Genomic DNA, 16,182 nt, shown 5'->3' with positions numbered 1-16,182 from the left:
TCAGGCATAGGCGCGAATCGAGGACGGACTCGCTATCATGCGGCATGTTTATCCGCCTCGTGGCAGCGATATTATTCGTTTTTGCTTTGGCGCCTGCCGTGGCGCAGGAGCGCGTGACCGTCGCTGTCACGCGCAGTTCTGCCAATGGCGCGCTGTTCCTGGCCGCGGCGCGCGGCTACTTCAAGGCTGAAGGCATCGAGCTCGACATGACCGCCTACGCGTCGGACGCCGACGTGGTGAAGGCGATGGCCGCCGGCTCTACCGACATCGCGCTGGCCAACTGGAGCATCGAGACCGTCAAGCTGGCGAGCCAGGGCGTCTTCAAGGCCGTGGCCGCCCAGGCGCGTGAAAAGGACGGTTACGAAGGCAACGAGATGGTTGTGTCGGCGGCCGCCTATGACCGCGGCGTCCGCAAGCTCGATCAGTTGCTCAGCGGCGTGGTCGTCGTCGATGCCGTCGGCTCCACGCTGCACTATCAACTGGAGCAGGCCAGAACGGCCAAGGGCGCCAGTATGGTGGGCTTCACCTTGCGCTTCGCCGGCTCGCCGAAGGCGGCCGCCGCCGCCATCACCGAAGGCCGCGCCGACATTGCCATGCTGCCGATGGTGGAAGCGCGCAATCTGCTCGCGACCAATCAGGCCAAGCTGGTGGCCTGGTGCTCACAGTTCTCGACCTCGGAACTTGGGGCGCTGTTCGCCTCACAGGCGATGCTGTCGGGCCGCCGTGCCGTCAGCGAGAAATTCCTTCGCGCCTACCGGCGCGGCGCCGCCGACTATCACGCCGCATTTCTGCGCCTCGACAGATACAGCAAGCGCGTGTCGAACGCGGTCTCGCAAGAGGCGGCGAAGATTCTCGCTTATTATGTCTATCCGCGCGCCCGCCGCGACGAGGGGTTGGCCGCGGCCGAAGGCGAAGTGCATTACATGGATGCGCAGGCGCGCGTCGATACCGCTGACCTTAGCCGCCGCGTCGCGTGGTATCAGGCGCAGGGTCTGCTCGACAAAACGGTCAATGCACAAAATCTCGTCGATTTGAACTTCAAGTGATTATTGCAGCGCAACGTCGCAAACGTGACTTGCCAGTGCCGATAAGGCCTGAAACGATTGCGCCACGGGCCGGGTAATATTGGTCCAGCTCCCGGCCAGGGAGGTTGCCATGCTTTCGAAGCAAGACAATGCGCAACAGAAAGGCACGCGTTCCCAGGGGATAAGTTCCAAGGGCCCCCGCACCATCGCGCTGGTGGGCCCATTCCAGAGCGGCAAGACCACGCTGCTTGAGGCGATCCTGGCGCGCACCGGCGCCATCGCACGGCAGGGTTCCGTCGAAGCCGGCAATACGGTCGGCGATGCCTCGAAGGAGGCGCGTCATCACAAGATGAGCGTCGAGACGACCTTCGCCACCACCGAGTTCATGGGCGACACCTATACGTTCGTCGACTGCCCGGGCTCCATCGAATTCATTCACGACATGCGCTGCGTGCTGCCGGCCGTCGATGCGGCCGTCGTCGTCTGTGAAGCCGACGAAAAGAAGGTGCCGCAGCTGCAGCTCATCTTGCGCGAACTGGAAGATCGCCAGATTCCGCGCTTCCTGTTTCTCAACAAGATCGACAAGGCCGACAAGCGCGTGCGTGAGACCGTCAGGCTGTTGCAGCCGGCGTCGCGCGTGCCGCTGCTGCTCCGCCAGATTCCGATCTGGAACGGCGACATTGTCTCCGGCTTCGTCGATCTGGCGCTGGAACGCGCCCATGTCTATCGCGAATATGCCGCGTCCGAGGTGATCGAACTCGCCGGCGAGAACAGGGACCGCGAGAAGGAAGCGCGCTTCACCATGCTGGAGAAGCTCGCCGATCACGACGACGAGCTGCTCGAACAACTGCTCGGCGACATGGAGCCGCCGCGCGACAAGGTGTTCGACGATCTGGCCAAAGAACTGCGCGATGGCGCGGTGTGTCCGGTGCTGCTCGGCGTCGCTTCGCGCTCGAACGGCGTGCTGCGTCTGTTGAAGGCGTTGCGGCACGAAGCGCCGGGCATTGCCGACACGGCGAAGCGGCTCGGCGCCAAAGCCGGTGACGCGACGGCCATTGTCCTCAAGACCTTCCACACCGCGCATGGTGGCAAGATGTCGGTCGCGCGCGTGCTCAATGGCGAGGTCGCCGAAGGCGCGACATTCCTCGCGCCGCGCCGCGATGCCGGCCGGGTGTCCGGCGTCTTCGGTCTGATGGGCCAGGCGTTTTCGAGGCGCGGCCCTGCCACGGCGGGTGAAACCGTGGCGTTCGGCAAGCTCGATGGGGCGAAGACCGGCGATACATTATCGGCCGGCAAGCACGCGACAGAACCGCTGGTGACGATCACGCCGTCGCCGCCCGTGCTGGCCATGGCCGTGGAGGCCAAAGAGCGCAAGGATGACGTCAAGCTCGGCGTCGCCTTCACCAAACTGACCGAGGAAGACCCCTCGCTCACCGTGATCCACAACACCGAGAGTCACGAGGTGGTGATGTGGGGGCAGGGCGAGATGCACCTCCGCGTCGCCACCGAGCGGCTTGCCGACCGTTACGGCGTGCCGGTGCTGACGCATCGGCCGGCGGTCGGCTATCACGAGACGATCCGCAAGGCCATCACCATCCGCGGCCGGCACAAGAAGCAGTCCGGCGGCCACGGCCAGTTCGGCGATGTGCTGATCGACATCAAGCCGCTGCCGCGCGAGGGCGGCTTCAAGTTCAACGACATGGTCACCGGCGGCGTGGTGCCGCGCAATTACATCCCGGCGGTCGAGGAGGGCGTCAAGGACGGGCTCAAGCACGGTCCGCTCGGCTTCCCGGTGGTTGATGTCGAGGTGTCGCTGACCGACGGCTCGTATCACACTGTCGATTCCTCGGACATGGCGTTCCGCACTGCCGGCCGCATCGCCATCGCCGACGGTCTGCCGCAGTGCCAGCCGGTGTTGCTCGAGCCGGTCTACATGGTTGAGATTGTCTGCCCGAACGACGCCACCGCCCGCATCAACGCCATCCTGTCGGGCCGGCGTGGTCACATCCTCGGTTTCGATACGCGCGAGAATTGGGACGGTTGGGACACCGTGCGGGCGCAAATGGCGGAGGCCGAAATCGGCGATCTCATCGTCGAGGTGCGCTCGGCGACGGCGGGCGTCGGCTCGTTCAGCTTCAAGTTCGACCACATGGCGGAACTGACCGGCCGGCAGGCCGAGCAGGTCGTGGCCGCGCGGCGCGCGGCGGAGTAGCACCACGTCATTCCGGGGCGCGCCCAGCGCGAACCGGAATCCGGGCGCGACCGCCGCACAAACTGTTGATTTCGGGTCCGCGAGCTTTGCTCGCGGCCCGGAATGACCGTTCTCCCCATTCCGTGATTTGCCTGTGATCCCCTTGCGGCATTAGGCCGTATATGTCGACATGGGACGACAGAGGGATCATTTCGCAATGAACATCATTCGCCGCCGCGGCTGGGAAATCCCGGAAAGCCAGATCACGCCCGAGCACCTCGTGTTCAGCCGGCGCAAGGTTTTGATTGCCGGAGCGAGTGCGCTGGCGATGGCGCCGGCATTGGCCCCGACCCTGGCGCAGGCGCAGCGGGTGTCCGACGCCGCGAACCTGCCGGACCCGAATGCCGGGCTCTATCCGGCCAAGCGCAACGACAAGTATGTGCTCGACCGGCCGATCACCGACGAGAAGGTGAACGCCAGCTACAACAATTTCTATGAGTTCAACTCAAGCAAGAACGTCGCCGAGCAGGCGCAGAAGCTGCCGGTCCGGCCATGGGCGGTGAAGATCGACGGCCTGGTCGACAAGCCCATCGAGATCGACGCCGACGATCTCATCAAGAAGATGGGTGTCGAGGAGCGTGCTTATCGCCACCGCTGCGTCGAAGCCTGGGGCATGGCGATCGCCTGGAGCGGCTTCCCGCTGAAGAAGCTGGTGGAATTCGCCAATCCGCAAGGCTCGGCCAAATACGTCAAGATGGAAACCTTCCTGAATCCGAAGGTCGCGCCGGGCCAGCGTCAATCCTGGTATCCGTGGCCCTACGTCGAGGGTCTGTCGATGGCCGAGGCCACCAACGACCTCGCTTTCATCGCCACCGGCGCCTATGGCCATCCGATGGCCAAGCAGCACGGCGCGCCGCTGCGCCTCGCGGTGCCGTGGAAGTACGGCTTCAAGTCGATCAAGTCGATCGTGCGCTTCTCCTTCGTCGAGCAACGGCCGAAGGGCATGTGGGAGGCGTTGCAGGCTTCCGAATACGGCTTCTGGGCCAACGTCAATCCGGAGGTGCCGCATCCGCGCTGGAGCCAGGCGACCGAAGAGGTCATCGGCACCGGCGAGCGGCGGCCGACGCTGCTGTACAACGGCTATGGCGAGTTCGTCGCCGATCTCTACAAGGGCATGAGCGGCGAGCGGCTCTGGGCGTAAAAGCAATACGCGCGCCGCTTAATGCGGCGCGCGCTGCATTGATCCCGCTTTGATGGACCGGCTCAGGCCGCCCGGCGCATCGCCCGGCGCGGCTTGTCGTTTTTCTGAGCCGACTGGGTGGCGGCAGCGCCGCCGCCCGTACGCCCGAGCTTGAAGACATCGAGCGCCTGCTTCAGCTTCGTGCTGCGCTGCTGGAGGCCGTCGGTCGCGTGCGACGTCTCCTCGACCTGCGCGGCGTTCTGCTGCGTCACCTGATCCATCTGCGTGACTGCATCATTGACCTGGCTGATGCCGGTCGATTGCTCGTTGGACGCATTGGCGATGTCGGCCATGAGGCCGGTCATCTTGGCAACCGCGGCGAGAATGTCGTTCATCGCCGTGCCGGCGTCGTTCGCGAGAACGGTGCCGTGATTGACCTTGGCGACCGAGGCCTCGATCAACTGGCGAATGTCGGTCGCCGCCGCTGCAGACCGCTGCGCCAGACTGCGCACTTCCGTGGCGACCACGGCGAAACCGCGACCGGCCTCGCCGGCGCGCGCCGCCTCGACCGCGGCGTTGAGTGCCAGCAGATTGGTCTGATAGGCGATGCCGTTGATGATGCCGACAATGTCGGAGATCTTGCTCGACGACTCGCTGATCTCGGCAATCGTCGCGACAACATTGCCGACAATGGCGCCGCCCTTCTCGGCGGTCTGCAGGGCGTTTGCGGCGTATTTGTCGCCGTCGCGGGAGTTGTCGGCATTCTGCTTCACCGCCGAGGTGAGTTCTTCCATGCTGGCGGCGGTTTCTTCCAATGCCGCGGCCTGCGAGTCCGTGCGTGCCGACAGATCGCGGTTGCTGCTGGAAAGCTGGCCCGTCGCCGACAGGATATCGTTGAAGTTATTGCGGATGTCGCCGACGATCGAGTGCAGGTTGGTGTTGAGCTGCGCCATGGCGCGCAGCAACTGACCGATCTCGTCGGTGCGCGTGGTTTGGACATGGCTGGTGAGGTCGCCGCCCGCCATGCATTGCGCGACGCGCAGCGCCTCCTTGATCGGGCCGAGGATGTTCTGCTCGAGATAGAACCAGACCGAAGCGGCGGTGACGAAGCTGATGCCGGAGACGGCGCCGATCCACCACGGCAGGCCCTGCGCGATAGCGGTGCCGCCGACGGTGCCGATCGAGGCCAGCAGTATCGCCATGATGATGCGGGTGCGGGTCGCCATCGAATAGCGCTGAATGAAGGCGAAGCTCGCCCACGACGAGGTGACGACCTGGCCCTGGGACAGCTTGACGCTGCCGGGCTTGGCGCGCTCTTGCGCGTAGAGCTTGGTCGCTAGATCGACCTGCTGGCGCGTCGGCTTGGTGCGCACCGACATGTAGCCGACCGCTTTGCCGTTCTCGATCACCGGGGTGACATTGGCCATCACCCAATAATATTCGCCATTCTTGCGGCGGTTCTTGACCAGACCGCGCCAGGGCAGGCCGGCTTTGATGGTGTCCCACAGATTCTTGAAAGCCGTCGGCGGCATATCGGGATGCCGCAGAATATTTTGCGGCTCGCCGATGAGCTCTTCTTCGGTGTAACCACTGACATCGATGAAGTAGGTATTGGCGTAGGTGATGTTGCCGTGGAGGTCCGTGGTCGAGACGATGGTCTTGCCGTCTTCGATTACGTGCTCGACATCGACGACAGGGCTGTTGAGGCGCATGGCTGGCCTTCCGCTCTCAGATTCTTCGGGAATTGCCCAGCGAATCTAGACCGACAAGTTTATGGACGCGTTAACTCGGTTGGCAGGCGCGCTTTCCATCGCATCTTGATAATCTGGATCGGACACGATCGTACCGCCGACATCTTTTCTCTGCCGGTGAGAGTTCCTATCTGCATTGGGTTACGACTAATGGCGGAGGGTTTCGTGTTGCGGTGGACGAGAGTGGTATTGGTTGCGGTATTGGCACTGGGGCTCGGCGCGAATGCGAGTTTCGCCGCTGAGCAGCCGGACCTCATCTTCAAGAAGTCGACTGTCTTCAAGTGGCTGACGCCGAACGACAAACTTGCCACCTACGGTCTCGACGATCCGGATGTGGAGGGCGTCGCCTGCCATTTCACCGTGCCGGAGCGGGGCGGTTTCAAGGGCTGGATTGGGGTTGCGGAAGAAGTGTCCGACATTTCGCTAGCGTGTCGGCAGGTCGGGCCGATCCGAATCAAGGAGAAGTTTGAGCAGGGCGAGGACGTGTTCCGTCAGCGCAGATCTCTGTTCTTCAAGAAGATGCAGATTGTGCGCGGCTGTGATCTCAAGCGCAACGTGTTGGTCTATATGGTCTACAGCGACCGAATCATCGAAGGCTCGCCGAAGAATTCGACCTCGTCCGTGCCGATCATGCCATGGGGCTCGCAGACCGACGTGCCCAAATGCGCTGACTGGGTGCAAAACTAAGGTAATGGCGTACGACAAGGTTCCGGGCTAAGTTCCCGGCCCGGAATGACGCCGACGGAGACTGACATGCCGACCGATCTGCCGACGCCCCAGGGCGACAACACCGAACTCGCCACCATGCAGAAGGCGGTGGTGAAGGCTCTCCACGAGCACTGGAAGCTCTATCTCGCCGAAGGTATTCTGCTGGTCGCCCTCGGCGTCATCGCCATTCTCATTCCGCCGCTGGCGACGCTTGCCGTCACTATCCTGTTCGGCTGGCTGTTCCTGATCAGCGGCGTCATCGGTCTCGTCACCACCTTCTGGATGCGCAACGCGCCGGGCTTCTGGTGGGCGCTGATCTCGGCCGCGCTCGCCATTCTCGCCGGCGGCTGGCTGCTGGCGCAGCCCGTCGGAGGCGCGCTGTCGCTGACCCTCATTCTGATCGCCTTCTTCATCATCGAAGGCATCGCCTCGATCTTCTTCGCGCTCGATCATCGCCGCGAATTGTCCGGCCAGTGGGTCTGGATGCTGGCGAGCGGCGCGATCGACCTGGTGCTGGCGATGATGCTGCTCATGGGGCTGCCGTCGACGGCGGTCTGGGCGCTCGGCCTTCTGGTCGGCATCAACATGGTGTTCGGCGGCGTCGCGCTGATCGCGATGGCGCTGCACGCGCGCAACGAGGCTGCGTAGCTAACGCATCTTCTCCGCCAGCGTCCGGTCATAGTCGAGCACGGCCTGCAGCAGCACCTGTGCGCCATTGGCGCACTGCTCCTTGCTCGAATATTCCGCCTCGTTGTGGCTGATGCCGTCCTTGCACGGCACGAAGATCATGGATGCCGGCGCAACACGCGCGACGTACGCAGCGTCGTGTCCGGCGCCCGACATCATGTCGCGCGTTGACAGGCCTGCGGACGCGGCTCCGCGCCGCACCGCTTCGATGCACTGCGGATCGAAATGCACCGCAGGCTGCCTGACGATATTCTTGAGCACGACCTCGAGGCCAAGCGCATGGGCGATCGCCTCGGCGGCCGCGTTGAGGTCCTGTTCCATGCGATCGAGGACCGCTTCGTCAGGATCGCGGCAGTCGATGGTGAGATAGGTCTCGCCGGGGATGACGTTGGTCGAGGCCGGCTTGACCTCGAGAACGCCGACGGTGCCGACCGAGCCCTTGTGCCGGAGCGCGATGGCATTCACGGTCTCGACCAGCCGCGCTGCGCCGAGCAGGGCGTCGTGCCGCCTGTGCATCGGCGTCGTGCCGGCGTGGCTGTCCTGCCCGGTGAAGGTGACGTCGTACCAGCGGATCGCCTGCACGCCGGTGACGACGCCGATATTCTTGTTCTCCATTTCGAGATAGGGGCCTTGCTCGATATGGACTTCGAAAAACGCCGACAGCGGATGATCGCCGCAGCGCTGTGCGCCGCGATAGCCGATGGCCTCAAGCGCGTCGCCGAATGACACGCCGGCGCGATCCTGCCGCGCCACCGCCCAGTCGCGCGTGAAAACCCCGCCGAAGACGCCGGATGCAATCATGGCCGGCGCAAAGCGCGAGCCTTCCTCATTGGTCCAGTTGACCACTTCGATCGGTGCGAAGGTCTCGTAACCGGCACGATGCAGCGCGCGCAAAGCCTCCAGCGCGGCCAATACGCCAAGGGTGCCGTCGAATTTGCCGCCGGTCGGCTGGGTGTCGAGATGGCTGCCCATGGCGATCGGCGGAATGTCGTTCCGCTGGCCGGCGCGGCGCGCGAACATCGTTCCCATATCGTCCACGGTGACCGTGCAGCCGAGACTTTCGGCGGCGGTTCTGAACCAGTCGCGGACCTGACGGTCGAGATCGGTGAGGGTGAGGCGGCAAATGCCGCCTTTGGCCGTCGCGCCGATCCTGGCGCTCTCCATGAGATCGGCCCACAGGCGTTCGGGATCGATGCGGAGGTTCGGCAGGGCGGTCGCGTTCATACTGTCATGGTAGCTGTGCCTTCGCAGGCGCGAAAGTTTTCCGTCATTCCTGGATCGGCGGCAGGCCGAGACCGGAATCCGGCGACAGGAGCGAGCTTCTGGACTCCGGGTTCGCGTTACATGAGCGTCCCGGAAGGACTTGTTCCTACCCGTCGATAATTGCCACCGCCCGCGTCCATCCCGCCGAGCCGCCGCGGATTTTGACCGGGAAGCAGCTCACCGTGAAGCCAGTCGACGGCAGGCTTTCAAGATTGTGAAGTTTCTCGATGTGGCAATAGCCGATATCGCGGCCGGCGCGATGGCCTTCCCAGATGATTGAGGGGTCGTGCGTCTCGGCATAGCGCTTCATGGTGTAGACGAAAGGCGCATCCCAGCTCCAGCCGTCGGTGCCGGTGACGCGTACGCCGCGTTCCAATAGGTACAGCGTGGCCTCGCGGCCCATGCCGCAGCCTCTGGCGACGTAGTCAGGCTGGCCGTAGGCCATGCCGGCGCTGGTGTTGACGACGACGATGTCCAGCGGCGCCAAAGTATGGCCGATGCGTTTGAGTTCGGCTTCGACGTCGGCCGCGGTGGCGACATAGCCGTCGGCGAAATGCCGGAAATCGAGTTTGACGCCGGGCTGGAAGCACCAATCCAGCGGCACCTCGTCGATGGTGATGGCGCGTTTGCCGCCGTCCATGGTCGAGGCGAAATGCCAGGGCGCGTCGAGATGCGTCGTGCAATGCGTCGACAGTTTGACCCACTCGAAGCCCCAGCCTTCGCCGTCCGGCAGGTCTTCCTTCTTCAGCCCCGGAAAGAATTTGAGAATGTCAGCGGCGGTGGATTCATGACCGAGGTACTGGATTTGGGGGCCGTAGCCCGGCGGATCGGCCGCCACATCATTCTCGAGCGGGATTGATATATCGACGATCCGGCGCGGCATGGGGCGGGCTCCTTCCCGGGAAGTGTTCTTGTTGGCGCGCATCATTCGGGGACAGCGCACTGATCGCAACAACCAACATCATCGTGCAGTGCAACAATCCGCCTCCGCGGGACACTGCCCACCGAAGCGCCACGGCCGCTTCGCTCCAGCTTTTACGCCGCAGTGGACCGTTGCGCCGGTCACTGGCATTATCGCGTCACCGAATAAAATTAAAACCCTCGGGAGGAAAAACAGATGCTGCATAGCCTCAAATCGCGGAAGCTTGCCTTGATTGCGGGCGTTAGCCTTGCCGTCACGGCGGCCATGACGCTGGGCGCCCATGCGCAGGACACGGTGAAGATCGGGTTCTCGCAATCGCTCACCGGATTCCTGTCGCCGAACGGCAAGCAGGCGCTGCTCGGTCAAGAAATCTGGGCCGACCGAGTCAACAAGGCCGGCGGTCTGCTCGGCAAAAAGGTCGAGCTGAAATACTACGACGACAAGAGCCAGGGCTCCGAAGTGCCGGGCATCTACACCAAGCTCATCGATGTCGACAAAGTCGACCTCGTGGTCTCCGGCTACGCCTCGAACCAGATCGCGCCGGCGATGCCGGTCGTGATGAGCAAGAAGAAGACCTTCATCAGTCTGTTCGGCCTCGATATCAACGACAAGTTCAAATACGACAAGTACTTCTCGATCATCCCGACCGGCCAGGACACCAAGGGCTCGTTCACGCAGGGCTGGTTCGACGTGGCGATGCAGCAGTCGCCGAAGCCGCAGACCATTGCGCTGACCTTCGCCGACGCCGAGTTCTCGCAAAACGCTTGCGAAGGCGCGCGCGCCACCGCGAAGAAGCTGAACCTCAAGATCGTCTACGACAAGGCCTATCCGCCGCCGCCGAAGACCACGGATTTTGCCCCGATCGTGCGCGCGATCAAGGCGGAGAATCCCGATCTGGTGATGATCTGCTCTTATCCGCTCGACTCGATCGGCCTGGTGCTGGCGGCGCACGAAGTCGATCTCAAGCCGAAGATGATGGGCGGCGCCATGGTCGGCCTGCAGGCCACGCCGTTCAAGGACAAGCTCAAGGGCAAGCTCAACGGCATCGTCAATTACGAGACCTGGGTGCCGGACAAGAAGCAGATGTATGAGGGCGCCGAAGCCTTCTACAAGGAATACCAGTCGCGCGCCGGCGCTGCCGGCGTCGATCCGCTCGGCTACTATCTCGGTGGCTGGGGCTATGCCCAGATGCAGGTGCTGGAAGCCGGCATCAAGGGTGCCAAGAGCTTCGACGACGCCAAGATTGCCGAATATCTGAAGAAGGCGACCGTCCAGACCGTGGTCGGCCCGATCAAGTTCGGCGCCAAGGGCGAATGGGCTGACAGCCGCATGATGCAGGTGCAGTACCACAGCCTGACTGACGCGGCGAACCTCGAGACCTGGCGCGGCATGAGCTACCAGACCGTGGTCGACCCGCCGAGCCTCGCCACCGGCAAGCTGATCTATCCTTACGAGAAGGCGATGAAGTAAGCTCCTGATCGAGGGCTGAAACGACGAAACGCCGCGGAGCAATCCGCGGCGTTTTTTGTTCTTGTCCCGGGCGCGGCGCAGCGCACCTTCGCGGTGCGCCGCGCCCGGGACCGTCACGAATTTCGAAATTTGGAACGGCCCCGGATCTGCGGTTCAGCACCTTGTGCTGCACCGCGTCCGGGGCAGGACATCACATCCCCAGATAGAACTGCCGGATAAGATCGTTGTTGTTCAGTTCGTCCGCCGAGGCGCCTTCGAACTCGATCTTGCCGTGGACAATGACGTAGCCGCGGTCGGCGATGCGCAGCGCCTGGGTGAAATTCTGCTCGGCCATCAGCACCGTGAGCTTGTAGTGCTCCTTCAGCGTCTTGATGGCGTCGATGGTGCGGCCGACCAGAAGCGGCGACAGGCCGACCGACGGCTCGTCCACCAGCAGAATGCGCGGGTTGAGCATCAGCGCGCGGGCGAGCGCCAGCATTTGCTGTTCGCCGCCGGACATCGAGCCGGCGAGTTGGCCGCGGCGCTCGGCGAGCCGCGGGAAGGTCTCGAAACAGAAATCGAGATTGGTCTTGATGTGGGGTCGCGCTTTCGGCCGGCTGGCCCCGAGCAGCAGGTTTTCCTCGACGGTCTGGCGCGGGAACAGGCGGCGGCCTTCCGGCACCAGCGCAATGCCGAGATCGACGATGTCGGTCGTCGCCATTTTTGTGAGATCATGCCGGACGCCGTCGATTTCGGCGACGATGCGGCCCTTTGTCGGCCGCACCCAACCCATGATGCATTTCATCAACGTGCTTTTGCCGTTGCCGTTGGTGCCGAGCAGCGCCACGGTCTCGCCGGAACCGACATTGAGCGACACGTCATCGAGCACGCGCACCAGGCCGTAGCCGGCGTCGATGCCCTCGACGGCGATACTGTTGGCGCCATGGGCCGGATCCGGTGTCACGTCAGGTCCCAAGATAGGCCCCCACCACGTCCTTGTCCTTGATCACGTCTTCCGGCGCGCCGTCGGCAATCTTGCGGCCGGATACGAGCACGACCAGGCGCTGCGAGAACGCCATCACCGCGCGCATGATATGCTCGATCATGATAATGGTGACGCCGCGCTCGTTCATGCGGATCAGCAGGGCGACGATGTCCTCGACCTCGGAGTGCGACAAGCCGGCCATGGATTCGTCGGCGATCAGCAGCTTCGGCTCCGCTGCCATGGCACGGGCCAGTTCGAGCTTGCGCATTTCGACCTGGGTGAGATCGAAGGGGTTCTTGTTGGCCTTGTCCTGCAGCGCCACAAGGCTCAGGACTTCCATGCAGCGGTCTTCAAGCTCGCTCTGAGTCAGGTGAACGCCCGCGCGGGCGCCGACGGTGTAGATCAAGGGCACGCGCACATTCTCGGCGACCGTCATGGTGCGGAACGGCCGCGGCAACTGGAAACTGCGGGCCAGGCCGAGCCGGGCGCGGCGGTGCGCCGGAAAACCATCAATCCGCTGGCCGTCGAAGCTCACGCTGCCGGTTTCGTTCTGCAGCGTTCCGCTGATGCAGTTGACCAAAGTCGATTTGCCCGAACCGTTCGGTCCGATCAGGCCGAGGCGCTGGCCCTGCGGCACCTTGAGATCGACGGTGTCGAGCGCGACGAAGCCGCCGAAACGCTTGCCGAGCTGCTCGATGGCGAGCAGGGGCACGTCGCCAATCACTTCCTCAGCAACGGGCTGGCCCATGATCTGGCTCATGGCTGTTTCCTCCCGGCGGTTAGGCTTTGCCACAGGCCGACCAGACCCTTGGGCGCGAGGATGACGAATCCGATGAGCAACAGGCCGGTGATGAGGAGATTGGCGGCCGACGAGATCGTGACCGTGATGACCTGCTGCAACGTTGACAACAGCAGCGCACCGACCATCGGCCCGACCCAGGTCATGGTGCCGCCGATCATCGGCATGGCAATGGCATTCACCGAATAGGCGAGGTTGAAGGCGGAATTCGGCTCGACGTAGCCGATGTAATAAGGGAACGGTGCGCCGGCCATGCCAAATAACGCACCGGAGACGACGGTGGCGATCAGCTTGAGCCGCAAAGTTGGGACACCGGAGGCTTCTGCGGCGAGTTCGTCGTCGCGGATGGTGGCAAAGCCGATGCCGAGACGCGAGCGTTCGATGGTGCGCGCGGCGGCGAGAGACAGCACCACCAGGATCAGCATCAGCAGGAACAAATACTGGATGAAGGCGCCGAGGATCGGGATTTCGGATGGGGGAATGATATAGGCGCCGCGCGAGCCGCCGACAAAGGACCAGTTGACGACAAAGGTTTCGATCACCACCAGCAACGCCAGTGTAGCGATGGCGAAGAACACCCCGCGCAGGCGCAGCGTAAGATAGCCCATGCCGAGGCCGAGCAGACCCGACATGATGCCGCCGATCACGATCAGCACCGGAATCGGCAATTGGAAATCGACCATCTGGCCGATATTGTGGAAAAACACGGTTGAATAGACGCCCACCGCGAAGAAGCCGGCGCTGCCAAAATTCACATAGCCGCAATAGCCGCCGAGGATGTTCCAGGCGGTGGCGATGACGACGTATTGCAGCACGGTGTAGCCGGCGAAGAACAGGTAATCGTTGCCGACAAGGCGGAACGCCATGAACAGGGCGGCGGCCACGGCGGTAAGAATGAGGAGGAATGTCGGCGCCTTCATTTAACGACCCAGCAATCCGGAGGGCCGAACGGCCAAAGTGAGGAGGAGCAATCCGAACGACACCGCCGGCGCCCAGGAGGGTCCGTAGAAGGTCGTTGCGATGCTTTCGATGACGCCGATCAGCAGCGCGGCGATCAGCGTGCCGGGCAGGCTGCCCAGCCCGCCGAGGACGCAGATGGCGAAGACCCGGCCGATATATTCTCGTCCCGAGGACGGCAGCACTGGCTGGATGACGATGAGGAAGGCGCCGGCCATCGCACAGGTCGCCATCGAGATCGAGAAGGCGATGCGTTTGATGCGGGTTGGATCGACCGCCATCAGTTCGAGTGCCTGCGGGTCCTGCGACACGGCCATCACCGCGCGGCCGATGAAGGTACGCGACATGTAGAGCTGCAGGGCGGCGAACATGGCGAACGACACCAGTGCTGGCACCAGCATGCGCAGCGGGAACTCCATGACGCCGATTTTCAGGCTGCCGCCGACATAGGCCGTGCTCACCGTCCGGTAATCGACACCGAAAACCAGGATCAGCAGCACTTCGGTGACGAACAGCAGGCCGAAGAAGAAGGCGAGGCCGCGCAACGCATCCTGTCCGTGCTTCTCGAAGGAATGGAAGTAGATGCCATAGATCCCGGTGCCGAGGGCAAAGAACACCGGCAGGGCCAGGATGGCGATGACGATCGGGTCGATACCGAATTGTGCATTGACGATATAAGCGATGTAGGAGCCCAGAACGATGAAGCCCGGATGCGCGATATTGACGATATCGAGCATACCGAAAGAAATCGAAATGCCGGCGGTGACCGCCGCATAAAAGCCGCCGAGCATCAAGCCGGCGATGATGGCATTGATCAACAGGTCGAACTGCATGAAAACGTCTGCCGGGCCGGCGGCTGCGTCAGAACGGCGGCGTCACGTGCGACAGGCTCGGCTTTCGATCGTGAAATCAAAAGCAACGCTACCCTCGCGCTCGCGTGATCGGCCGCCAATAGCCGGCACTCTGACCTCCCCAGTGATCTTTTTGTGGCCGGTGCGCAGCCGGGCGCCCATGCCTTGCGTCCCAGTGTGCAGGAAGTGGATGGCCTTGGCTAGCCTGTTGATCGGGCAGGGACTCGGCCCAGCGCTGCCTATCCATGCGGCATCACGGAGCGTTGCGCGCCGTCCCACTGGAGCGCCGTAGCAGCGCCGCCGGCACGCTCAGTCTGTTGCTTGTGGGCGGAGGCCCGTCGTCTTCGGCGCCTTCACCGTCTTGTCGCGCTTGAGCCGCGCCATCTTTTCCACAACCGCGCAGACTGCGGCGGCATCCTTGGCGCCGAGGCCGGATTTGATCGCCTTGTCATAGACCGGACGCGTCGCGTCGAACACCGGCGTCGGTACGCGGGTGGCACGGACGAAATCGCCGATCAGCTTGAGATCCTTGTCGAATACATCGAGCGACGCTGTGACGACGTCGTAATCGTTCTTCACCATCATCGGTCCGCGCAGGTCGAAGATGCGCGATTGCCCCGCGCCGGCGGAGACCAGTTCGAGGATCGCCAGCGGCGGCAGCCCGGCCTTCATGCCGAGTACCATGGCTTCGGCACTGGCGACGTTGTGAATCGCGACCAGCAAATTGGCGACATACTTCATCTTGCTGCCATTGCCGAATGCGCCGACGTCATAGGCGGCGCGGCCGAAATCGGCGAACATCGGTCTGAGCCGCTTGATCGCTGCTTTATAGCCGCTGGCGTAGAACACGATATCGCCGCGCGCTGCCTGCGCCCCGGTGCCGCTCACCGGTACGTCCAGCATGGTGTGCTTGGCTTTGCGCATGCGGCGTTCGGCCTTCAGCTTGTCGGCGAGGGCGAAGGTGCTCAGTTCGACGAGTGTGATCGGCGGCAGTTTGGCGCCGGCGATTTCATGCACCACCGACTCCAGCGCCTTGGGCGAGGGCAGGCTCGTCAGCACGACGGGCGCCTGTTTCGCCACCTCGGTCGCGTTGCGCAGGATCGTAATGCCGCGATCCTTGGCCGCCAGCCGCCGTGCCGCACTGAGATCATAGCCGACGACGCGCCAGCCGGCCTTCTTGAGGTGGCGGGCAAAAGCCCCGCCCATGATGCCGAGGCCGACGATGCCCACCGTGCCTTTGCTCTGGCGCGCGACCGCGCGCTTTTTCGATCGCTTCGACGCTTTCGACGTCTTCTTTGTCTTTGCCATGTTCGGCCTTGCCCAGTGTCAGGTCTTTTAAATGGGTACCATGGCGCGAGCGGCCGCGTCACGCGCAGCCTTGGCATTCCAAACGGCTGCGCGTTCGCCTATCGTT

The 16,182-nt window shown here is 63.4% G+C and carries 14 protein-coding genes; 6 read left to right on the top strand and 8 right to left on the bottom strand.

The window, feature by feature from the left end; all coding sequences use genetic code 11:
* Positions 1-59: 59 nt before the first annotated feature.
* From DXH78_RS01195 to msrP, 3 genes are all read left to right on the top strand, one after another.
* On the top strand, positions 60-1,046 hold the full coding sequence (locus tag DXH78_RS01195; protein WP_168192665.1) for an ABC transporter substrate-binding protein: 987 nt from the start codon (positions 60-62) through the stop codon (positions 1,044-1,046).
* 109 nt (positions 1,047-1,155) lie between these two features.
* Positions 1,156-3,237, top strand: a complete 2,082-nt coding sequence (locus tag DXH78_RS01190; protein WP_115515348.1) for an elongation factor G — start codon at positions 1,156-1,158, stop codon at positions 3,235-3,237.
* 196 nt (positions 3,238-3,433) lie between these two features.
* Positions 3,434-4,417 (top strand): protein-methionine-sulfoxide reductase catalytic subunit MsrP, encoded by a 984-nt coding sequence (gene msrP, locus DXH78_RS01185; protein ID WP_115515347.1) that lies wholly within the window; start codon positions 3,434-3,436, stop codon positions 4,415-4,417.
* Positions 4,418-4,479: 62 nt separating this feature from the next.
* On the opposite strand, the gene DXH78_RS01180 is transcribed toward msrP, so the two are convergent.
* A complete protein-coding gene (locus DXH78_RS01180) occupies positions 4,480-6,108 on the bottom strand; it encodes a methyl-accepting chemotaxis protein (RefSeq protein WP_115515346.1) in 1,629 nt (542 codons plus the stop codon).
* Between the two features lie 189 nt (positions 6,109-6,297).
* On the opposite strand from DXH78_RS01180, the gene DXH78_RS01175 reads away from it, so the two are divergent.
* Positions 6,298-6,834, top strand: coding sequence for a CreA family protein (locus DXH78_RS01175; RefSeq protein WP_115515345.1), 537 nt, complete (start codon positions 6,298-6,300; stop codon positions 6,832-6,834).
* A gap of 66 nt (positions 6,835-6,900) precedes the next feature.
* The gene (locus DXH78_RS01170; protein ID WP_115515344.1) at positions 6,901-7,503 is read left to right on the top strand and encodes an HdeD family acid-resistance protein; all 603 of its coding nucleotides are present in this window, start codon (positions 6,901-6,903) and stop codon (positions 7,501-7,503) included.
* Here DXH78_RS01170 and DXH78_RS01165 read toward each other — a convergent pair whose 3' ends face one another.
* Positions 7,504-8,766, bottom strand: coding sequence for a M20 family metallo-hydrolase (locus DXH78_RS01165; protein WP_115515343.1), 1,263 nt, complete (start codon positions 8,764-8,766; stop codon positions 7,504-7,506).
* Between the two features lie 145 nt (positions 8,767-8,911).
* A complete protein-coding gene (locus tag DXH78_RS01160) occupies positions 8,912-9,688 on the bottom strand; it encodes a cyclase family protein (RefSeq protein ID WP_115515342.1) in 777 nt (258 codons plus the stop codon).
* 234 nt (positions 9,689-9,922) lie between these two features.
* Here DXH78_RS01160 and DXH78_RS01155 point away from each other — a divergent pair, with 234 nt between their 5' ends.
* On the top strand, positions 9,923-11,197 hold the full coding sequence (locus DXH78_RS01155) for an amino acid ABC transporter substrate-binding protein (protein WP_115515341.1): 1,275 nt from the start codon (positions 9,923-9,925) through the stop codon (positions 11,195-11,197).
* 190 nt (positions 11,198-11,387) lie between these two features.
* Here the strand turns inward: DXH78_RS01155 and DXH78_RS01150 are convergent, their stop codons facing one another.
* The 5 genes from DXH78_RS01150 to DXH78_RS01130 form a co-directional block, all read right to left on the bottom strand.
* A complete protein-coding gene (locus DXH78_RS01150; RefSeq protein ID WP_115515340.1) occupies positions 11,388-12,140 on the bottom strand; it encodes an ABC transporter ATP-binding protein in 753 nt (250 codons plus the stop codon).
* A gap of 1 nt (position 12,141) precedes the next feature.
* Entirely contained in the window at positions 12,142-12,921 is a 780-nt protein-coding gene (locus DXH78_RS01145; protein ID WP_245416696.1) for an ABC transporter ATP-binding protein, read from the bottom strand.
* Positions 12,918-13,880: a branched-chain amino acid ABC transporter permease gene (locus DXH78_RS01140; protein WP_115515339.1), complete on the bottom strand. Its 963-nt coding sequence runs from the start codon at positions 13,878-13,880 to the stop codon at positions 12,918-12,920. The genes DXH78_RS01145 and DXH78_RS01140 overlap by 4 nt, the downstream gene beginning before the upstream one ends.
* On the bottom strand, positions 13,881-14,750 hold the full coding sequence (locus DXH78_RS01135; protein WP_115515338.1) for a branched-chain amino acid ABC transporter permease: 870 nt from the start codon (positions 14,748-14,750) through the stop codon (positions 13,881-13,883).
* 327 nt (positions 14,751-15,077) lie between these two features.
* Positions 15,078-16,076 carry an NAD(P)-dependent oxidoreductase gene (locus DXH78_RS01130; RefSeq protein ID WP_115515337.1) on the bottom strand — a complete coding sequence of 333 codons (999 nt, stop codon included), beginning with the start codon at positions 16,074-16,076 and terminating at the stop codon, positions 15,078-15,080.
* Positions 16,077-16,182: the final 106 nt, after the last annotated feature.

This window comes from Undibacter mobilis, from assembly GCF_003367195.1.
In the GTDB taxonomy this organism is placed as follows: domain Bacteria; phylum Pseudomonadota; class Alphaproteobacteria; order Rhizobiales; family Xanthobacteraceae; genus Pseudolabrys; species Pseudolabrys mobilis.
This window is presented reverse-complemented; position numbering and strand designations above follow the sequence as displayed.